Annotated in this window: 17 protein-coding genes; 9 read left to right on the top strand and 8 right to left on the bottom strand. The window is 74.0% G+C overall.

Annotated features, from left to right (window positions below; genetic code table 11):
- Positions 1-127: 127 nt before the first annotated feature.
- The 4 genes from EV284_RS03030 to EV284_RS03015 all read right to left on the bottom strand — a co-directional run bounded on the left by EV284_RS03030 (position 128) and on the right by EV284_RS03015 (position 4,660).
- Positions 128-1,708: a succinic semialdehyde dehydrogenase gene (locus tag EV284_RS03030; protein WP_130329953.1), complete on the bottom strand. Its 1,581-nt coding sequence runs from the start codon at positions 1,706-1,708 to the stop codon at positions 128-130.
- A 14-nt stretch (positions 1,709-1,722) separates the two neighbouring features.
- Positions 1,723-2,643, bottom strand: coding sequence for an acetoacetate decarboxylase family protein (locus tag EV284_RS03025; RefSeq protein ID WP_130329951.1), 921 nt, complete (start codon positions 2,641-2,643; stop codon positions 1,723-1,725).
- A 90-nt stretch (positions 2,644-2,733) separates the two neighbouring features.
- Entirely contained in the window at positions 2,734-3,711 is a 978-nt protein-coding gene (locus EV284_RS03020) for an alpha/beta hydrolase (RefSeq protein ID WP_130329949.1), read from the bottom strand.
- 316 nt (positions 3,712-4,027) lie between these two features.
- The gene (locus EV284_RS03015; RefSeq protein ID WP_130329947.1) at positions 4,028-4,660 is read right to left on the bottom strand and encodes a type III effector protein; all 633 of its coding nucleotides are present in this window, start codon (positions 4,658-4,660) and stop codon (positions 4,028-4,030) included.
- Positions 4,661-4,785: 125 nt separating this feature from the next.
- On the opposite strand from EV284_RS03015, the gene EV284_RS03010 reads away from it, so the two are divergent.
- The 3 genes from EV284_RS03010 to EV284_RS03000 all read left to right on the top strand — a co-directional run bounded on the left by EV284_RS03010 (position 4,786) and on the right by EV284_RS03000 (position 6,226).
- Entirely contained in the window at positions 4,786-5,217 is a 432-nt protein-coding gene (locus EV284_RS03010) for an Hsp20/alpha crystallin family protein (RefSeq protein WP_130329945.1), read from the top strand.
- A 110-nt stretch (positions 5,218-5,327) separates the two neighbouring features.
- A complete protein-coding gene (locus EV284_RS03005; protein WP_130329943.1) occupies positions 5,328-5,723 on the top strand; it encodes a DUF2267 domain-containing protein in 396 nt (131 codons plus the stop codon).
- 65 nt (positions 5,724-5,788) lie between these two features.
- On the top strand, positions 5,789-6,226 hold the full coding sequence (locus EV284_RS03000; protein WP_207228893.1) for a DUF2267 domain-containing protein: 438 nt from the start codon (positions 5,789-5,791) through the stop codon (positions 6,224-6,226).
- A 30-nt stretch (positions 6,227-6,256) separates the two neighbouring features.
- On the opposite strand, the gene EV284_RS02995 is transcribed toward EV284_RS03000, so the two are convergent.
- Positions 6,257-6,973, bottom strand: coding sequence for a CbiX/SirB N-terminal domain-containing protein (locus EV284_RS02995; RefSeq protein WP_242625536.1), 717 nt, complete (start codon positions 6,971-6,973; stop codon positions 6,257-6,259).
- Positions 6,970-8,127: a uroporphyrinogen-III synthase gene (locus tag EV284_RS02990; protein WP_130329939.1), complete on the bottom strand. Its 1,158-nt coding sequence runs from the start codon at positions 8,125-8,127 to the stop codon at positions 6,970-6,972. The genes EV284_RS02995 and EV284_RS02990 overlap by 4 nt, the downstream gene beginning before the upstream one ends.
- A 192-nt stretch (positions 8,128-8,319) precedes the next feature.
- Between EV284_RS02990 and EV284_RS02985 the strand changes: the two genes are divergently transcribed.
- From EV284_RS02985 to EV284_RS02965, 5 genes are read left to right on the top strand one after another with little or no spacing between them, the layout of a single operon-like run.
- Positions 8,320-10,431, top strand: coding sequence for a molybdopterin oxidoreductase family protein (locus EV284_RS02985; RefSeq protein ID WP_130329937.1), 2,112 nt, complete (start codon positions 8,320-8,322; stop codon positions 10,429-10,431).
- Positions 10,428-11,588, top strand: coding sequence for an FAD-dependent oxidoreductase (locus EV284_RS02980; protein WP_242625535.1), 1,161 nt, complete (start codon positions 10,428-10,430; stop codon positions 11,586-11,588). The genes EV284_RS02985 and EV284_RS02980 overlap by 4 nt, the downstream gene beginning before the upstream one ends.
- On the top strand, positions 11,585-14,161 hold the full coding sequence (nirB, locus tag EV284_RS02975; RefSeq protein WP_130329935.1) for a nitrite reductase large subunit NirB: 2,577 nt from the start codon (positions 11,585-11,587) through the stop codon (positions 14,159-14,161). The genes EV284_RS02980 and nirB overlap by 4 nt, the downstream gene beginning before the upstream one ends.
- Positions 14,158-14,532: a nitrite reductase (NAD(P)H) small subunit gene (locus tag EV284_RS02970; protein ID WP_130329933.1), complete on the top strand. Its 375-nt coding sequence runs from the start codon at positions 14,158-14,160 to the stop codon at positions 14,530-14,532. Before nirB ends, EV284_RS02970 begins: the two co-directional genes overlap by 4 nt.
- Positions 14,523-15,857, top strand: coding sequence for a nitrate/nitrite transporter (locus EV284_RS02965; protein ID WP_130329931.1), 1,335 nt, complete (start codon positions 14,523-14,525; stop codon positions 15,855-15,857). The genes EV284_RS02970 and EV284_RS02965 overlap by 10 nt, the downstream gene beginning before the upstream one ends.
- A 9-nt stretch (positions 15,858-15,866) precedes the next feature.
- On the opposite strand, the gene EV284_RS02960 is transcribed toward EV284_RS02965, so the two are convergent.
- Both EV284_RS02960 and EV284_RS32580 read right to left on the bottom strand, forming a co-directional pair.
- The gene (locus EV284_RS02960) at positions 15,867-17,930 is read right to left on the bottom strand and encodes a SpoIIE family protein phosphatase (RefSeq protein ID WP_130329929.1); all 2,064 of its coding nucleotides are present in this window, start codon (positions 17,928-17,930) and stop codon (positions 15,867-15,869) included.
- A gap of 28 nt (positions 17,931-17,958) precedes the next feature.
- Positions 17,959-18,132, bottom strand: coding sequence for a hypothetical protein (locus EV284_RS32580; protein ID WP_165425445.1), 174 nt, complete (start codon positions 18,130-18,132; stop codon positions 17,959-17,961).
- Between the two features lie 70 nt (positions 18,133-18,202).
- On the opposite strand from EV284_RS32580, the gene EV284_RS02955 reads away from it, so the two are divergent.
- Complete coding sequence (locus EV284_RS02955) at positions 18,203-19,378, top strand: spore photoproduct lyase family protein (RefSeq protein ID WP_130329927.1); 1,176 nt, start codon at positions 18,203-18,205, stop codon at positions 19,376-19,378.
- The last annotated feature ends 107 nt before the right edge of the window (positions 19,379-19,485 follow it).

The raw sequence follows: 19,485 nt of genomic DNA, 5'->3' as shown, positions 1-19,485 counted from the left end.
CGGCCCCCCCTGTTCGGGGCTTCCGGGGGTTCCGTTGGGGGGGGCCCGGGGGGGGGCGGGGGGGGGCCCCCCCCCGCCGGGGGGGGGGGGGCGGGGGGGGGCCCCCCCCCGCCCGCGTCCGGGTGTCTCAACGGGAGCCGACCGCCTTCAGCACCCTCAGGGCACCGGTCAGCAGCGCCGCCCAGGTCTCGGGCGGGATGCCCTTCGGCGGGGTGAAGCCCACGAGGCGCTGATGGGCGACGTTCTGGGCCTCGGTGTACTTGAGGATGCCCTCGGCACCGTGCCGCCGGCCGAGGCCGGAGTCGCCCATGCCGCCCATCGGCGCGTCGACGCTGCCCCACGCGGCGGCGAACGCCTCGTTGACGTTGACCGTGCCCGCGTGCAGCCGGGCGGCCACGGCGCGGCCCCGTGCGGCACTGCGGGACCAGACGCTCGCGTTGAGGCCGTACGGCGTGGCGTTGGCCCGCGCGATCGCCTCGCTGTCGTCGCGGACGGGGTAGACCGACACGACGGGCCCGAAGGTCTCGTGCTCGTACAGCGTCATGTCCGGGGTGACACCGGCGAGGATGGTCGGCTCGTGGAACAGCGGTCCCAGGTCCGGGCGCGCCCTGCCGCCCGCGAGGACCTTCGCCCCCTTGGCCACGGCGTCCTCGACGTGCTCGGTGACGGTCTTGAGCTGGGTGGCCGTGGTGAGGCTGCCGACGTCGCGACTGAAGTCGTACGCGCCACCGATCTCGAGCCGCTCGGCGCGGGCGACGAAGGCGTCCACGAACCGGTCGTGCACCGCGTCCGCCACGTACAGACGCTCGACGGAGACGCAGAGCTGGCCCGCCGAGGGGAAGCAAGCGGCGACGGCGCCGTCGGCGGCCTTCTCGATGTCGGCGTCGTCGAGGACCAGCATGGCGTTCTTGCCGCCGAGTTCGAGGGAGGAGCCGATGAGCCGCTCCCCCGCGTCCCGTGCGATCTTCCGGCCGCTGGCGGTGGAGCCGGTGAACATCATGTAGTCGGCGCCCGCCATCAGCGCGCCGCCGATGGAACTGCCCCGCCCGATCACCATCTGCCAGACACCGGCGGGCAGTCCGGCCTCCCGCATCAGCTCCAGCGACCACAGCGCGGTGAGCGCGGTCTGGGTGTCGGGCTTCTGGACGACCGCGTTGCCGGCCATGAGCGCCGCGACGGCGTCGCCGGCGGCCATGCTCAGCGGGTAGTTCCAGGGCGAGATGATGGATACGACACCCTTGGGATGGCGCAGCTCGGTGGTGTGGGTGAGCAGCGGGATCGCACCCCGGCGCCGCTTGGGCGCGAGGTACCGGGAACCGTTGCGGGCGTAGTACCGGGACACGAGGGCGATGTCCAGGACTTCGAGGAACGCGTCCCGGCGGGTCTTGCCGTTCTCGGCCTGCATCAGGTCCAGCGCCTCGTCCTGGCGGGCGAGCACGAGGTCGTGGAAGCGGAGCAGGATCCGCTTGCGGCGCCGGAGCGGGGTGGCGGCCCAGGCCCGTTGGGCGATCCGGGCGCGGGCGAAGGCGTCCTCGACGTCGCCGGGCGTGGACACGGGCAGGTCGGCGAGGGGCGCGCCGGTGTAGGGGGCGGTGGTGGTCACGCGGACGGCGCCGGGCGCCGCGCTGACGCGTGCCGCCAGCCGCTCGATCCGGGCCGGCGTCAGGGACGCGGGCAGCGGGGCGTGGGTGGCTTGGGCGGTGGCCATGGCGGGGCTCCTGTCTACCGGGTGCGGACCGAGGTCGGGACCGGCATGTGCAGGGCGAGCTGGCCCTCGGTCACGACGTCGAACTGGATGGTCCGCATCGGCTTGAGGGAGCGCAGGTCGTCGGCCATGCGGCCCTGTCCCACCTCGAGTTCGACATCACGCGGCATGAGCGAGGTACCGGACGCCAGCACGTTGGTCTGGCTCAGGGTGGAGTGCCAGGCGTCGCCGATCGTCGTGTACGAGGTCAGGGTCGAGACCCGCTTGCCGCTCGGGTGGACGGTCTGGGCCGGGGTGGGCGCCGAGAGCGCGAGGTCGGTGCCGCCGGAGTCGTCGGCCACGCGGGCGGTGGTGCGCCGCGCGTCGATGTCGACGTCCAGACCGGTCACCCACTTGGGGAAGCCGTAGCCGTCGTGGCCCCGCACCTGGGCGATCTCCGAGCTCACCGGCAGGGAGAGCACGTAGGCGTCGAGGTGGTCGTTCTTCAGCGCGGCGACGAGGTCGAAGAAGCCGAGCCTGCCGTGCCGGGCGGGCTTCACCGCGATGCCGATGGTGGCCTCGGTGTAGAAGTCGATGTCGCACACGTCGTACCGGAAGAACATCGCGGAGACGAGGCCCAGGCCGGGCGCCACCTCCAGCGGGGCCAGTTCGCGGGGCAGCCGGGTGCGGATGGCGCGGGTGGGCGCGAGCATCGTGAGCCGGGCGGTGGAGATGCGGTAGTAGAAGTTCGGGGTGAGGGTCTCCCCGATGGGCGAGTCGACCTTGGTCTTGGGCAGCTTCCGGAAGAAGTCCACCCCGCTGACGCGGGGGTCGCGGGCGACCGCGTCGAGATCGGTGTCCATCCGGTACCGGTCGTACAGGCCCCCCTTGGGGACCGTGACCGAGCGGCCGCCGAGGTCGACCTCGACGGTTTCGGGCTGGGGCTGGGACGAGGGCATGACGTGGCTCCTGGCAACGCATGTTGACGGTGATTACATCAGCGTAGCCACCAATGTAAGCACCGTCAACACATCGCCGCTCGGGCCGTCTCAGTCGTCCTGGTGCAGGGCCGACCCCAGGAAGTCGATGGCGATCTTCCGGGCGATGTTCGCCGCCCGGGTGTCGCGCAGGCTGTCCAGGAGGAGGAAGTCGTGGACCATGCCCGCGACCCGGACCGAGGTGACGTCGTTGCCCGCCTCCCGGAGCTTGTTGGCGTACTCCTCGCCCTCGTCGCGCAGCACGTCCGCCTCGTCGGTGATGACCAGCGTGGGCGGCAGGCCCTTCAGCTCCTCCAGCGACGCCTGGAGCGGGGCGGCGTACTTCTCGGAGCGCTGGGACGGGTCGGAGGTGTAGGCGTCCCAGAACCACTTCATACCGTCGCGGGTGAGGTAGTAGCCCTCGGCGAACTGCGCGTAGGACGGCGTGTCGAAGCCGGCGTCGGTCACCGGGTAGAGCAGGCACTGGGCCTTGAGGTCGATGCCGCCCCGGTCCTTGTTCATCAGCGCGAACACCGCCGACATGCAGCCGCCGACCGACTCGCCGGTGACGGCGATGTTCGAGGTGTCCATGTCGTGCTCCGCGCCGTGCTTGAGGACCCACTGGCCCACGGCGTAGTTCTGCTCGACCTGGGTCGGGTACTTCGCCTCCGGCGCGCGGTCGTAGACCGGGAAGACGCCCACCGCGCCCGCGCCGACGGTGAGTTCACGGAAGAGGCGGTCGTGGGTCTTGTCGTCGCCGAAGACCCAGCCGGCGCCGTGGAGGTAGATCAGCACCGGCAGCGGGCCGGTGACGCCCTTGGGCCGGATGACGCGGGTCCGGACGGTGCCCCACTCGCCGGCGTCCACGTCGACCCACTCCTCGTCGACCTCCGGGCGGGGCACGCTGGTGTCGCTCTGCAGGTCCGCGAGGATGGCCCGGCCCTGCTCCGGCGGGACCTCGTAGATCCGGGGGTGCGGATCGGTCGCCTCGGCCAGCTCCTTGGCGGCCGGTTCGAGGTAGGGGGTGACGGGCGGCGGGATTTCGGACATGGCACTCCTAGGGCTGTTCCTTCGGGCATGCGAGGGCCCCGTCGTCGCACGGCCGGTCCGGCCGTGGCGTGGTGACGGCTACCCCGAGTCGGGGATCACCCACGCACGTGATCCCCCCCTCGTCCATGTTTGGGGCCCCCGCCGTGGACCGCAACCGGCCACCGGGTGTCCCCTCGGACTCACGCGTACGGGATGCCGGGGCGCCCGGGACCGGGTCGACGACGGCGAGGTGGGCGGCGTCGGAGCGGGCCGGATGGCCGGCCTCGCACCCGGCGCGGAAGGAGTGCCGTGCCGTGGCCGCCGGAGCCGGGCGGGGTCAGGGCGGTGTGAGGGTGTCGAGTCGCGCGGCGAGGTCGGGGTGGGTGCCCATCAGGTGGGGGCGGGTGTCGGCGAGAGGGCGGACGAGCTCGGCGGGGTCGTCGTGGGCCAGGGCCTGGTGGAGCCGGCCGAGCGGGGCGCGGGCCGCGGGGGGCAGGTCGGTGAGTGCCGTGATCTGGCCGGCGATCCGGCGCAGGTCGGCCGCGTTGCGGCGGGCCCAGGTGGCGGTGGTGCGTTCGGCGGCACGGCGTTCGCGGGTGGCCTGGACACGCTCTTCGCCGGTGGTTCCGGCCGGGCCGGGCCGGCCGCGCAGGTAGCGGCGTTCGGCGGCCTGGCGGCTGGCGACTCCGAGGGGATGGGCGAGATCCGCCCAGCTGGCGCCGGCCTGGCGGGCGGTTTCGATCAGGCCCGTCTCCCATCCGGCGAGCTGCTCGCGCACCTGCCTCAGCAGCAGAAGTGAGGCCAGCGCCCGCTCCGGGCCGACGTCGTGCGTCCCGGCCGCGCCGCGCACCTCGTGCCGGGCGGTCCGCAGGGCGTCGTCGATGGCGTCCAGGGCTGCCGCGGCGGCGAGGAACGACGCCGGGTTCGGTGTGTCGGCGCCGGACGATGCCGGCTGGTCGGCCTGGTTCATGGGCACCTCCCTTGGTGTCATCGATGGGACGACACCGTGTTTGTCATCCATTGGATGACATGCTACAACGGTGTCCGTGAAGCGCATTGGCAGCTACTGCCGAGACCTTCCTGGAGGTGTTTTCCGTGTTGATGCGCACCGACCCCTTCCGTGAACTGGACCGGCTGGCCCAGCAGTTGACGGGCCCCGCCACCTGGTCCCGGCCGTCCCCGATGCCGATGGACGCCTACCGCGAGGGTGACCAGTACGTGGTGGCCTTCGACCTCCCCGGCGTCAGCCCGGACGGCATCGACATCGACGTCGAACGCAACATGCTGACCGTGAAGGCCGAGCGCCGGCCCGCGGCGAAGGCCGACGACGTGCAGATGGAGCTGTCCGAACGGCCGCTGGGCGTCTTCTCCCGCCAGATCGTGCTCGCCGACACACTGGACACCGAGCACATCCAGGCCGACTACGACGCGGGGGTGCTCACCCTGCGCATCCCGATCGCCGAGCGCGCCAAGCCCCGCAAGATCGCCGTCGGCGTCGGAAGCGGCCGCAAGGAGATCTCCGGCTGAGCCGGACTGGATGAGGGCTGAACAGCGGCGGCGGACGGGCATCCCTCCGATCTCCCCCTCGCCCGTCCTCCGCCCCCCAGCGAGCGAACCGAAGAAGGGCGGCGGCCGGCATGACCGTGCGACGCGAAGCGTTCCTCGACCAGGTGAAAGAGCGCGGCGAGTATGCCACCCCCCAGGAAGCCGAACGCGCGGCGCGCGTGGTGCTCGCCCTGCTGGGCGCACACCTGGTCGGCGAGATCCGCGCCCACCTGGCGGCGCGTCTGCCGGAGGGCTTCGCCCTGGTCCTGCTCAACCCGCTGCAGAGCGCCGAGCCGCTGTCACCGGAGCGGTTCGTGCGGGCGACCGCGGCCTGGATCGAGGGAGCGACCGAGCGCACCGCGTCCTGGGACGTCAGCGCCGTCCTGTCCACGGTCGCCGACGCGGCCGGGGACGACCTCCTCGAACAGGTCCTCTTCCAGCTCCCCACGGGCTACGACCTCCTCTTCGGCCGCCCCCGGCCCACCTGACCGTCCACCCCCGGTGACCGCCCACCGGCCACCACGACCCCGTTGACAGAAAGGCAACCACCGCAGTGATGTCCGAGCAGAGCGCGCCGCTCCGGCAGCCCTACGACAAGGCGTACGAGCACTTGCTGGAGAAGGTCCGCCATGACGGCGCCTACCCGACCCGCGAGAGGGCCGAGGAGGCCGTCCGCCTCGTCCTCGCGGGCCTGGGACGTCAGCTGACCGGCGACGAACGCGTCGAACTGGCCGCCCGGCTCCCCTTCGAAGCCGCACGCGTCCTCACCGCGCAGATCCCCGACACCCGGCCGCTCACCGGCTGGGCCTTCGTCAAGGACCTCGCCGCCCGCGCCGGAGCCTCTCCGGCCACCACCCGCTGGGACACCGGCTCCGTCTTCTGCGCCGTCGCCGCCTACGCCGGCCCGGACCTCCTGACCCGCATCCTCCGCCAGCTCTCGCCCGGCTACGCGCTGCTGTTCGGCCTGGCCGAACTCACCCCCGCGGCCTAGGCGTCGGCCGGGGTCGCGGACAGCGGCCTCTCAACGGGCCCTGGCCGGCCTGTTCGCCTCCGTCTGCGGAACCGCCGCCTCGTCGTACCGCCGCAGCACCAGTTCCGCCACCGACGTATGCGTGCCGAGAGGCGACGAGGTCCAGCGGGCGGCGGTCCGGGTCAGGGTGTGGGCGAAGTGGCCGGGGGCCAGGAGGTGGGCGGCCAGGGAGACGTCGGGGTGGCCGGTCGCGTGCCAGGCGGAGATCGCCTCGCTGGGGGTCGGACCCTCGCCGGAGGCGTAGGCGACCGATACCGGGGCGCTCAGGTGGAGGGACAGCAGGCGGGCCGACTCCGCCGTGTCCGCTCGTGCGCGGGGATCGGAGGAGCCGGTGGCGGCGAGGACCACGGGGGACGCGTCCGGGGGGCGGCCCGCTTCGCCCAGGCGGGCCGCGAGGGCGTGGGCCAGCAGAGGAGAGGGGCCCAGGGCCGGGGTGACGCGTACCTTGCCGGGGTCCGCGCCGGCGAGGAGGGCCGGGATGTCGGCGCGTACGTGGTAGCCGCTGGCCAGCAGGAGGGGGACGGCGACCACCGGGCCGGGGAGCGCGGACAGCGCCTCGGGCACCGAGGGTTCCACCAGGCCCAGCCAGGCCGGCTCGACCCGCAGGCCGGGGCGCAGGCGGCGGACCCCGTCGAGCAGGGCGAGTACCGTGCGGACGCCCTCCGGGTCGCGGGTGCCGTGGGCGACGGCCAGCAGGGTGGCGTTCACCGGGTGCCTCCGCCGGGCTCGGCCGCCAGGCGGTAGCCGCGTTTGGGGACCGTGCGGATCAGGCTCGCGTAGGGGCCGAGTGCCGCTCGCAGACGGGTCACCGCCGCCTCGACCGCGTGCTCGTCCGCACCCCGGCCCGGCCATACCCGGCGCAGCAGCTCGGTGCGGCCGACCACCCAGCCGGGGCGTTCGGCGAGGGCCCGGAGCACCCGTGCCGAGCCCGGCGTCAGCCATACCGCTTCCGCCGGGGCGTCGTCACCGAGGAGCAGCGCGTTGCCCTGGAGGACCAGGGTGCGGTCGCCGGCCGGGACGAGGTGGCGGTCGCGGCCGGGGAGCGTGGCGGTGAGGAGGTGGACCATCGCTCCCAGTCTGCCTCGCTCGGGCCACACCGGCCCGGCGTCCACCTCCAGCAGCGGGCGGGCGCACACCGCGCCGACGCACAGGGGGAGCACGTCCGTGCGCAGCCGTTCGAGGACGGTCTCGTACTTGCCCACCGCCTCGGCGTGCTCCAGGAAGGAGGTGATGGCCGGGGCGGAGGTGAACAGCAGCGCGTGCACCTCGCCGCGCGCCGTGGCCTCGGCCAGCCGGCGCACCGGCTCGGGGTCCTGGGGCGGCGCCCAGCGGTACACCGGGACCTCCACCACCTCGGCGCCTCGCTCCCGCAGCGCCGAGGCCAGCCCCGGCAGGGGCGCCCCGTGCTCCTGCACGGCGACCCGCCGCCCCCGCAGGTCCCGCGCGAGCAGCCAGGCGCGCAGTTCGTCCACCGCCTCCGAGGCGGGCGAGTACGTCTCGGTCGTGCCGCAGGCCCGGACCGCGCCCGTCGCCTTCGGGCCGCGTGAGAGCACCTCGGCGTCGCGGCAGGCGGCGGTGAGGGCGGCGCCGTATCCCCAGCCCTCGGCGGCGCTCATCCAGCCGCGCCAGCCGACGCCGGTGGTCGCGACCACGTAGTCCAGCGGGGCCGCGAGGCACCGCTCGGTGGCCGCCCGCAGTGCCGCGTCGTCCTGCAGCGGCACGATGCGCAGCGCGGGCGCCTCCATCACCCGCGCCCCGCGCCGGCGCAGCAGCGCCGTCAGCTCCTCACGCCTGCGCGCCGCCGTGACACCGACCGTGAATCCGGTGAGTTCGGCGGCCGTCTCCCTGGTACCGGCCTTCATGTCCCCGAGGCTGCGGGGGCGCGATGTCGCGGCCGTTGCCCGCCGGTCACGCCACGGTTACCGCAACGGGCTGCCGTGTTACGGAAGATGTCCTCTCCCGCACACCGCTCCGCCGGGCCTGTGCGCGTCCCGTTCCGCACGGGCAACGCGGCCGAGCTCCGGCGGAAACGGCGGCGGGTCAGCCTTGTCGCCATGACCGACACCCACTGCCCCTACTGCTCCCTCCAGTGCGGCATGCGCCTGACCCCGAGTCCCGCCGGCGGGGTGCCCGAGGTCACCGGCCGCGACACGTTCCCGGTGAACCGGGGGGCGTTGTGCGGGAAGGGGCAGACCTCGGCCGAGCTGCTGGCACCGGGCGTACGGCTGACGGCGCCCCTGGTGCGGGACCCGGACGGACTGCGCGCGGCGTCCTGGGAGGAGGCGCTGGACCGGGTCGCCGGGGCGATGAGGACCACTGCGGAGGCCCAGGGACCGGACGCGGTGGGGGTGTTCGGCGGTGGCGGCCTGACCAACGAAAAGGCCTACCTGCTCGGCAAGTTCGCCCGTGTCGCGCTGCGCACCCGCTCGATCGACTACAACGGCCGGTTCTGCATGTCCTCGGCTGCCGCCGCCTCCCGCGCCGCCTTCGGCCTGGACCGGGGCCTGCCCTTCCCGCTCGCGGACGTGGCCCGCACCGGCTGCGTGATCCTGGTCGGCGCCAACCCGGCCGAGACGATGCCGCCCGCCGTGCGGTACCTGCGCGAACTGCGCGAGAACGGCGGCACTCTGATCGTCGTCGACCCGCGCCGGACCCGTACCGCCGAACTGGCCGACCTCCACCTCCAGCCCCTCCCCGGCACCGATCTGGCCCTGGCGCTCGGGCTGCTCCATCTCGCCGTCGCCGAAGGGCAGTTGGACGAGGAGTTCATCGCGGTCCGTACGACCGGCTGGGCAGATGCCCGCGCCGCCGCGATGGCTCACTGGCCGGAACGGGTGGAGGCCCTGACCGGCGTTGCCGTGCCCCGACTCCGGCAAGCCATCGCCCTGTTCACCCGCACCCCGCACGCCATGGTGCTCACCGCGCGCGGGCCCGAGCAGCAGAGCAAGGGCACCGCGACCGTCGGCGCCTGGATCGACCTGTGCCTGGCCACCGGCCGGGCCGGGCGCCCGCTGAGCGGCTACGGGTGCCTCACCGGGCAGGGCAACGGCCAGGGTGGCCGCGAGCACGGGCAGAAGGCGGACCAGCTCCCCGGCTACCGCTCGCTGGAGGACCCCGGGGCGCGGGCGCACATCGCCGCCCTCTGGGGCGTCGACCCCGCCGCCCTGCCGCACTCCGGGGCGTCGGCGTACGAGTTGCTGGACTCCCTCGGCCGGCCCGGCGGGGTGCGCACGCTGCTGGTCATGGGGTCCAACCCGGTCGTCTCCGCGCCGGACGCCGGCCGCATCACCCGGCGGCTGACCGCGCTGGACCACCTCGCGGTGTGCGACGTGGTGCTGTCCGAGACGGCCCTGCTGGCCGACGTCGTCCTGCCGGTGACCCAGTGGGCCGAGGAGACCGGCACCCTCACCAGCCTGGAGGGCCGCGTCCTGCTCCGCCGCGCCGCCGTCACCCCGCCGGCCGGAGTCCGCAGTGACCTGGCGGTACTGCACCAGCTGGCCCGGCGTCTGGGCCACGCGACGGGGTTCCCCGAAGCCCCCGAGGAGGTCTTCGCCGAGCTGCGCCTGGCCACCGCCGGGGCGCCCGCGGACTACTCCGGCATCTCCTACGACCGGATCGCGGCCGAGGACGGTGTCTTCTGGCCCTGCCCCTCCCCGGAGCACCCCGGCACCCCGCGCCTCTTCCTGGACCGTTTCGCCCACCCCGACGGCCGCGCCCGGTTCACCGCGCCCTCCCACCGGCCCGCCGCCGAGGAGCCCGACGGCGCGTATCCGCTGTACCTGACCACGGGACGGACCGTCACCCACTACCAGAGCGGCGCGCAGACCCGCCGGGTGCCGCGGCTGGCCGCCGCCTCGCCCGGCCCGTACGTGGAGCTGCATCCCGATCTGGCAGCCCGGCTCGGCACCCGGGAGGACGAGTTGGTCACGGTCACCAGCCGCCGGGGCGCCGTCACCGCCCCGGCCCGCCTCACCGCCGCCATCCGGCCGGACACGGTGTTCATGCCGTTCCACTGGCCTGGCGGGGGACGCGCGAACCTGCTCACCAACCCGGCGCTCGACCCGGTCTCCCGGATGCCCGAGTTCAAGGTGTGCGCGGTGCGGGTGGAGAAGGCGGTACTCCCCCGGGTCTGCGCACCCGCCGAGCCGGCGGCGGTCGGCGCGTGAGGTCCCGCCGCGTCGCCGTGGTCGGCGCCGGGATGGCCGCCGCACGCCTGGCTCAGCAACTTCAGGCTCACGCCGGGCGCACGGAGACGGTCCTGTACGGGGCCGAGCCCGAACCGCCCTACAACAGGGCGCTCCTGACCGACGTCCTCGCCGGGCGGTACCGGGCCGGCGCGACGGCTCTGCCGACCGGGGACGCGCGCGTGCGTACCGGGACCGAGGTGGTGGCCGTCGACGTGCGGGGCCGGGTGCTCACGCTCGCCGACCGGAGCCGCGAGACGTACGACGACCTGGTCCTGGCCACGGGTGCCGAGCCCGTACGGGCGGGGGCGGACGGTGCGCACACGCTGCGCTCCCTCGCCGACGCCGCCCGGGTCTCCCGGCACGCAGACGTCGCCACCCGCGCCCTGGTCGTCGGCGGGGGCGTACTGGGCGTCGCCACAGCACGGGCCCTCGCCGCCCGAGGGCTGCCGGTGAACCTCGTTCACAGGGGACCCCACCTGATCGACCGCCACCTCGACAGCCAGGCCGGCAACGCGCTGCACACCACACTGGCCCGCCTCGGCGTCACCGTCCATCTCGGCTCCGCGCCGGGCGACGGCCTCGGTCCGACGAGCACCGACCTCGTCGTCTCCACCTGCGGAGTCCGCCCCCGCACCGCCCTCGCCCGCGCGGCCGGACTGCCGGTGCGGCACGGCATCCTCGTCGACGACACCCTGGCCTGCGCCCCGCACACCTATGCCATCGGGGACTGCGCCGAGCATCGCGCCGCGCCGTACGCGCTGGCCACGACCGCCTGGGAGCAGGCCGACGTGCTCGCCGCCCGTCTCTCCGGGGCCGACCCCGAGGCGCGCTACACCGGCTCCCTGCCGATGACCCGGCTCACCGCGGGCCCCCTGGAGTACGCGGCGTTCGGGGCGTGCGACGACGCCGCCGAGGAGGGCGCCGACGTGCTGCGCATCGGGGACGCCACCCGGGGGACGTACAAGAAGCTCGTGCTGCGCGGGGACCGGATCGTCGGCGCGATCCTCGTCGGCGATCTCGCCACCGCGGGCACCCTCACCCGTGCCTGTCTCACCGGCCGGCCCGTCGGGCCCTACCCGTTGTCCCTGCTCACCGAACCGCTGTCCGCCCGAGCCACCGAGGAGTCCCGCCCATGACCGCCCCCACCACCGAGCCCCCGAGGGAGCTGGTGCTCGTCGGCCACGGCATGGTCGGCCAGCGCTTCCTGGAGGCGCTGTACGAGCAGCCCGGCGCCGGCGCCTGGCATGTCACGGTCCTCGCCGAGGAGCCCCGGCCCGCCTACGACCGCGTCCACCTGACGAGCTGGTTCTCCGGCACCACCGCCGAGGAACTGAGCCTGGTGCCCGCCGGTTTTCTTCAACGGCACGGCGTCACCCTCCACCTCGGTGACCCCGCCACCGCCGTCGACCGCGCCGCCCGCACCGTCACCAGCGCCTCCGGCCGCGTCCTGCGCTACGACGCGCTGGTCCTGGCCACCGGCTCGTACCCCTTCGTGCCGCCCGTGCCCGGCCACGACACCCCCGGCTGCCATGTGTACCGCACGCTCGACGACGTCCGCGCCATCCGCGCGGACGCGGCACGGGCCCGTACCGGGATCGTCGTCGGCGGCGGACTGCTCGGCCTGGAGGCGGCGGGTGCCCTGCGCGCCCTCGGAGTGGACACGCACGTGGTGGAGTTCGCCCCACGGCTGATGGCCCTCCAGGTGGACGAGGGCGGAGGGGCGGTGCTGCGGCGCAGGATCGAGGAGCTGGGTGTACACGTGCACACCGGCGCGGGCACCTCCGCCGTGGAGGCGGGACACGACGGTCGTGTCCGCGCGGCGCGGCTGTCGGACGGCACCGAACTCCCGGCGGATCTCGTGGTGTTCTCGGCCGGGGTCCGCGCCCGCGATCGACTGGCCCGCGACTGCGGTCTGCCGGTGGGTGAGCGCGGCGGCGTCGCGGTCGACGCCGCCTGCCGTACCGCCGACCCGCGCGTGTGGGCCATCGGGGAGTGCGCCCGAGCGGTGGACGGCCGGGTGTACGGCCTGGTCGCTCCCGGCTACGCGATGGCCGAGACAGCCGCCCGCCAACTGTGCGGGGTGAAAGCAGAGTTCACGGGCGCCGACCTCTCCACCAAGCTCAAGCTGCTCGGCGTCGATGTGGCCAGCTTCGGCGACCCGCACGGCATCGCCGAGGACGCCCTCGACGTCACCTTCGCCGACAGCCGCTCCGGCGTCTACAAGAAGCTCGTCATCGGCACCGACGGCTCCCTCCTGGGCGGTGTCCTGGTGGGGGACACCGAGGCGTACGGCGTACTGCGGCCCCTGGCACTCGCCGGAAAGCCGCTGACCGTACCCCCGGAGCGGTTGGTGCTCCCCCTCGCCCAAGGGGGCGCCGCCACTCCGCGGTTGCCCGACGACGCGGTGCTCTGCTCGTGCCACGCCGTCACCGCGGGTGCCACCCGCGCCGCCGTACGGGAACAGGGGCTCACCGACGTCGCCGAGGTCAAGAAGTGCACCAAGGCCGGTACCGGCTGCGGGAGTTGCCTGAAGACCCTCGCCACCGTGGTCCGGGACGAGCTGGCCGCGTCCGGCACCGAGGTCTCCCGCGACCTGTGTGAGCACTTCGCCCACACCCGCGCCGAGCTGTACGAGATCGTCCGCGTCCGGGGCATCACCGACTTCACCACACTCCTCGACAGCCACGGCACCGGCGACGGCTGTGACGTCTGCAAACCCGTGGTCGCCTCGATCCTGGCGAGCCTCGGCAACGGCCATGTCCTGGACGGCGAACAGGCGGCCCTGCAGGACACCAACGACCACCACCTCGCCAACCTCCAGCGCAACGGCTCCTATTCGGTCGTCCCGCGTGTCCCCGGCGGCGAGATCACCCCGGAGAAGCTCATCGTCATCGGCGAGGTGGCCCGCGACTTCGGCCTCTACACCAAGATCACCGGGGGGCAGCGCATCGATCTCCTCGGCGCCCGCGTCGACCAGCTCCCCGCGGTCTGGCGCCGTCTGGTCGACGCCGGCTTCGAGTCCGGGCACGCGTACGGCAAGTCGCTGCGCACCGTGAAGTCCTGCGTCGGGCAGACCTGGTGCCGGTACGGCGTGCAGGACTCCACCTCGCTCGCCATCGAACTGGAGCTGCGCTACCGGGGGCTGCGGGCCCCGCACAAGCTGAAGTCCGCCGTCTCGGGGTGCGCCCGCGAGTGCGCGGAGGCCCGGTCCAAGGACTTCGGGATCATCGCCACCTCCACCGGCTGGAACCTCTACGTCGGCGGCAACGGCGGCACCACCCCGCGCCATGCCGACCTGCTCGCCACCGACCTGGACAAGGCGACCCTGATCCGCGCCATCGACCGGTTCCTGATGTTCTACATCCGCACCGCCGACCGCCTGGAACGCACCGCGCCCTGGCTGGAGCGGCTCGAAGGCGGCCTGGACCATCTGCGGGCCGTCGTGCTGGACGACGCGCTGGGCATCGCGGCCGACCTCGACGCCCAGATGGCCCGCCACGTCTCCGCCTACGCGGACGAATGGGCCGCCGTCCTGGACGACCCCGACCGGCTGCGCCGCTTCACCTCCTTCGCCAACGCCCCGGACGTACCCGACCCCACGGTCACGTTCGTTCCCGAGCGCGACCAGATCCGCCCCGCCCGGCCCGGCGAGAACGGGCGTCCGCTGCGGGAGCCGGCCCTCGTCCCGGCCCGGGAGGCCGGCCGATGACGGACATCCTGGTCGAGGTCCGGCACGGCGACCGCTGGGTGCCCGTCCTCAGGTACGCCGACCTCGTCCCCGGCCGGGGCGTGGCCGTCCTGCTGGGCGAGGAGCAGGTCGCCCTCTTCCGCGACCGGGGAGGCGCTCTGCACGCCGTGGGCAACCGCGACCCGTTCAGCGGCGCCCAGGTCATCTCCCGCGGCCTGCTCGGCAGCCGGGGCACCACCCGGGTCGTCGCCTCGCCCATGTACAAGCAGATCTTCGACCTGAGCACCGGCACCTGTCTCGACGAGCCCACCGCCCCCGACGGCACGCCCGCCCGGCTGCCCGTGTGGCCGGTGCGCACCACTGACCCGGAAGGCGGCCCCGCATGCCCGTGACCCATCCCACCGGCTCCTCCGGCGTCCAGGAAGCCGCCCCGGCCCTGCGCCGGCTGCTTCCCGGCCGCCGCCGCGAACTCACCGACTGGCACCCCGAGGACCCCGCCTTCTGGCAGGCGGGCGGCGCCCGGATCGCCCGCCGCAACCTGCTGTGGTCCGTCGTCGCCGAGCACGTCGGCTTCTCGGTCTGGAGCCTGTGGTCCGTCCTCGTGCTGTTCCTGGGTCCGGAGTACGGCGTCGACCCGGCCGGCAAGTTCCTGCTGACCGCCCTGCCCACCGCGCTCGGCGCGCTGCTGCGGGTGCCGTACGCCGCCGCCGTCGCCGTCTTCGGCGGCCGCACCTGGACGGTGGTGAGCGCGCTCCTCCTGCTCGTCCCCACCGTGGCGACCGCCGTGGTGCTGGAGCCCGGCACCTCGTACGGCACCCTGCTGCTCACCGCGTGCCTCGCCGGGGTAGGCGGCGGCAACTTCGCCTCCTCCATGGCGAACATCAACGCGTACTACCCGCAGGCCCTCAAGGGCTGGGCTCTCGGCGTCAACGCGGGCGGGGGCAACCTCGGTGTCCCGGCGATGCAGCTGGCGGGCCTCGCGGTCCTCGCCACGGTCGGGGCCGGGCATCCGCGCCTGCTGGTGCTGCTGTACGTGCCGCTCGTCGCCGCCGCCGCCGTATGCGCCTACCTGCGCATGGACGACCTGCGCGTGCCCCGGCCGCCGGGTCGGCTGCGCGTGCTGCTCGGGTGGCGGCACACCTGGCTGATCTCGCTGCTGTACGTGGGGACCTTCGGCTCGTTCATCGGCTTCTCGTTCGCCTTCGGTCAGGTGCTCCAGGTGCAGTTCGCCGAGGAGTTCGCCACCCCGGTCAGCGCCGCGTACCTGACCTTCCTCGGACCGCTGCTCGGCTCGCTGGTGCGCCCGGTGGGCGGCCGGCTCGCCGACCGGTTCGGCGGGGCACGGGTGAGTCTGGCGGTCTTCGCGGCGATGGCGGGCGGCGCGCTGCTGGCGCTGGCCGCCTCCCGCGCCCACTCCCTCCCCCTGTTCGTGACGGCGTTCACCGCGCTGTTCGTCCTCAGCGGCCTGGGCAACGGCTCGACCTACAAGATGATCCCGACCCTGTGCGGCACCACCCCCGGCGGCGAGGCCCGCGCCTCGGCGCTGATCGGCTTCGCGGGCGCGGTCGGCGCCTTCGGCGGGGTGCTGGTCAACATCGCCTTCCGCGAGTCGTTTCTCGCGGTCGGGAACGGCGACGGGGCGTACGTCGCGTTCGTCGCCGCGTACGTGGTGTGCGCGGGCGTGACCTGGACGGCGTACGTGCGGCGGCCGGCCTGACAGGGGCGCTCAGGAGAGTTCCTCCACGTCCCCCAGGTCGAACGCCGCGAACCCGGCCGCGTCCGACTCCCCGCCGAGCCGCTGCTCGGACCAGATCGTCTTGTCCTGCTGGCTGTGCCGGACGCCCCAGTGGGTGCTGAGGCGCATGACGATGTACAGGCCGCGCCCGCCCTCGTCACTGTCACGGGCGTGACGCAGGTGGGGACTGGTGCTGTTGGCGTCGGTGACCTCGGTCAGCAGCCGGCCGCTGTCATGGATGAGGCGCAGCTGGATGGGCCCGGCGCCGTAGCGGATGGCGTTGGTGACGAGTTCGCTGACGATCAGCCCGGTGGTGTAGGCCGACCCCTCCAGGTGCCAGACGGCGAGCTGCTGGCCGACGAGCCGCCGTGCCGTGCTCACCACGGACGGCTCGGCGGGCAGCGTCCAGTCCGCGACGTTCTCCTTGGCCAGGGTGTGGGTGCGGGCGAGCAGGAGGACGGCGTCGTCGTCGCGGGAGGGCGCCATGCGGTACACGGCGTCGTCGCTCAGTTCCCGCAGCGGCCGCGCGGGCGAGGCGAGGGTCTGGGCGAGCCTGCGCCGGGCGGCGGCCGGGTCGGGGGCGTGGGCGCCGAGAAGCCCGTTGGTGTAGTGGGCGATCAGGGTTCCGGCGGGCAGGTCGATCAGGGCCGGGGTGAAGACACGCCCGCCGCCCGCGCCCAGCGGTGGGCCGAGCGGCACGTCCACGTGGATGGGCGAGCCGGCGGGGTCGACGAGCACCGGAGCCGGATGTCCCGCCCGCACCATGGCGCAGCGGCGGGAGACGGGGTTGTAGACGGTGATGGCGCAGGTCGCCACATAGGCGTCGGAGGGTTCGGCGAGCTGTGCGGCGACCTCGTCCAGGTGGGTCAGCAGCTCGTCGGTCTCCAGGTCCTTGAGCGCGAGAGTGCGCAGGGCGATACGGAGCTGGCCCATCGTGGCCGCCGCCTCGATCCCGTGCCCGGCGACATCGCCGACGACGAGGGCGACGCGCGCCCCGGAGAGGGGGATGACGTCGTACCAGTCGCCGCCCGCGCTCTCGGGCAGGTACATGTGGGCGGTCTCCACCGCCGACAGGCGCGGGGTGGTGCTGGGCTGGAGCTTGCGCTGCAGGGTGGAGGCCACCATGTGCTCGCGGCGGTAGCTGCGCGCGTTGTCCAGGTGGGCGGCGGCGGTGGCGGCCGCCTGCCGGGCCACGTCGAGGTCGGCCTCCTCGAAGGCCTCGGGCCGGTGCCGGTACAGGGTGAGCAGGCCGAGCACGGTGTCCCGCAGCCTGAGCGGTACGACGATCATGGAATGCACGTTCGCCTTGAGCAGCGGCTCGAACATGTCCGGGTCGGCCGCCAGCCACGGGGCGTCCGGCGTCACCGCGACGATCCGGGCCTCGGTGTCGTTGAGGGCCTGCGTGTACGGCGTGGGGTAGGGGAAGGGGCGGCTGTCCCCCTCCTTACGGGCGGTGACGGTGTCGGCCGGGGCGAAGGCGATCCGGCGCAGTGGCACCCCGGACGACAGGGGACCGGACGCGGAGCCGTCGTCCAGCAGGTCGACGCTCGCCCCGTCGGCGAACGCCGGGACCAGGCCCCGCACCAGCTCGTCGGCCGTGGTCCGCACGTCCAGCGTGGAACCCACGGTCGAGTGCACCCTGCTCAGGACCGCGAGCCGGTCCGCCGCGGCCTGTCTCTCGGTCACGTCCTCGACCACGGCCACCAGGCCGGGCGGCCCGTCGCCCGGGTCGGGCAAGGGGAAGAGGGACACCTCCACCGTGAGCGTCCGGTCCGGGTCCGAGGGCGACCGGCCCCGGACCAGCATGCGCCGCAGGGGCACGCCGCTGGCCAGCACCTCGTCCATCAGGGAGCTCAGCTCGGCCGACTCCACACCGGGCGCGAAATCCTCGATGTCGTGTCCGACCACGTCCTCGGCGGCCAGCTTCCGCACCCCTCGTCCGGACGGGTTGTAGCGCGTGACCTTCCGCTCGGTGTCGAAGACGTACAGCCCCTGAGGAGAGTTGCCGAACAGCGCGTTCAGCACCGCGGCATCATCGATGGGATCGCTCGCCACCGCAGGCTCCCTTCCCGGACGTACCTCCTCACCTTCTCGCATCGACGGGCCCCAGCAACTCGGCCGGGAAGCGGAGGGCGCCGGTGCGCGGTGACCGGCCCGGCTTTCCGGCGCGCTCGCCGCGCACGGTGTCCGCTCGGCCGGTGCCCGCCCGCTCCGGCCCGGCGTGGCGGACGTGGCCGGGCGCGCGGGCGAGCTCCATGGGAGTGGGATGCTGGGGGGACCGAGCCGTCACTCCCCACCGCCGCACACCCCGTCCCGCTGGAGTCGCCGTGTCCCCGCCCTCCTCCCCCGCCCCCGGCGACCCGGACGCCCTCTTCGGGCTCACCGAGCTGCTGGGCGCCGAGGGCCACGGCGAGGACCCGGCGCCGGGCGACACCCCCGCGCACGTGTCCCGGCTGCTCGACGTGCGGGAGATCTACGCCGAGCCCGCCGCCGCCCTCTCCCCCCGCGGCCGACAGGTCATCGCCCGCTTCCCCGGGGCGCGCGTGCTGGAGGTCGGCTCGCACTGGAACATCCCCCACCTGCACGGGAACGAGGGCAACGCGGACCGCTGGGTGCGGGTCAAGCGGCAGACGCTGGTCCTCGGCGTGCGCAAGTCACTGACCGTACGGCCGAACGGACGCTCGGCGGACTGGATCGCGCCCGGAGCCTCCAACGGCTGCGCCATGTCCTGCGCGTACTGCTACGTCCCGCGCCGCAAGGGGTACGCCAACCCGATCACCGTCTTCACCAACATCGGGGACGTCGTCGACGCCCTGGACCGGCACATCACCTCCCTCGGCCCGAAGCAGGAGCCCACGCAGTGCGACGAGGAGCGCTGGGTGTACGACATCGGGGAGAACGGCGACTGCTCGGTGGACGCGCTGATCAGCGACAACACCGCCGACCTCGTCGCGGCCTTCCGGCGGTGGCCCACCGCGATGGCCTCCTTCGCCACCAAGTACGTCAACCGGGACCTGCTCGACCTGGACCCGCGCGGCTCGACCCGTGTCCGCTTCTCGGTGATGCCGCCCGGCGACTCCCGGCTGCTGGACGTGCGCACCAGCCCGGTGGCCGAACGCATCGCCGCCGCCGGGGACTTCCTGGACGCCGGCTACGAGGTGCACTTCAATCTGTCCCCCGTCGTCCTGCGCCCCGGCTGGGAGGCGGACTGGGCGGACCTGCTGCGCCACCTCGACGACGTCCTGCCCGCGCGGGTGAAGGCGCAGGCGGCGGCCGAGGTCATCATGCTGACCCACAACCGCCAGCTCCACGACGTCAATCTGCGCTGGCACCCGCGCGCCGAGGACGTGCTGTGGCGCCCGGAGATCCAGCAGGCCAAGCGCTCGGAGAACGGGGCGCTGAACGTGCGGTACCGAAACGACGTCAAACGCGCGGGCGTACAACGGGTGACCGAGCTGGTCGCGGCGCACGCGCCCTGGCTGCGGGTGCGGTACGCGTTCTGAGCGCAATCGGCGCCCGGGAATCCGTGGCCCCTGCACGGTGTTACCCGAGTCGGCCCGCGTCCGGCACAGCGGGCCGCCATGCCGACCCACGACCCAGGGGAGCCCCG

The organism is Streptomyces sp. BK022 (assembly GCF_004217355.1).
GTDB lineage: Bacteria > Actinomycetota > Actinomycetes > Streptomycetales > Streptomycetaceae > Streptomyces > Streptomyces griseoluteus.
This window is presented reverse-complemented; position numbering and strand designations above follow the sequence as displayed.

Bases quoted from the DNA above. Each gene is read 5' to 3' on its own strand.
- EV284_RS03015 (WP_130329947.1), bottom strand. From the start codon at position 4,660: ATGAACCAGGCCGACCAGCCGGCATCGTCCGGCGCCGACACACCGAAC.
- EV284_RS02990 (WP_130329939.1), bottom strand. From the start codon at position 8,127: ATGAAGGCCGGTACCAGGGAGACGGCCGCCGAACTCACCGGATTCACG.
- EV284_RS02985 (WP_130329937.1), top strand. From the start codon at position 8,320: ATGACCGACACCCACTGCCCCTACTGCTCCCTCCAGTGCGGCATGCGC.
- EV284_RS03025 (WP_130329951.1), bottom strand. From the start codon at position 2,643: ATGCCCTCGTCCCAGCCCCAGCCCGAAACCGTCGAGGTCGACCTCGGC.
- EV284_RS32580 (WP_165425445.1), bottom strand. From the start codon at position 18,132: ATGGAGCTCGCCCGCGCGCCCGGCCACGTCCGCCACGCCGGGCCGGAG.
- EV284_RS03020 (WP_130329949.1), bottom strand. From the start codon at position 3,711: ATGTCCGAAATCCCGCCGCCCGTCACCCCCTACCTCGAACCGGCCGCC.
- EV284_RS03030 (WP_130329953.1), bottom strand. From the start codon at position 1,708: ATGGCCACCGCCCAAGCCACCCACGCCCCGCTGCCCGCGTCCCTGACG.
- EV284_RS03005 (WP_130329943.1), top strand. From the start codon at position 5,328: ATGACCGTGCGACGCGAAGCGTTCCTCGACCAGGTGAAAGAGCGCGGC.
- nirB (WP_130329935.1), top strand. From the start codon at position 11,585: ATGACCGCCCCCACCACCGAGCCCCCGAGGGAGCTGGTGCTCGTCGGC.
- EV284_RS02970 (WP_130329933.1), top strand. From the start codon at position 14,158: ATGACGGACATCCTGGTCGAGGTCCGGCACGGCGACCGCTGGGTGCCC.
- EV284_RS02965 (WP_130329931.1), top strand. From the start codon at position 14,523: ATGCCCGTGACCCATCCCACCGGCTCCTCCGGCGTCCAGGAAGCCGCC.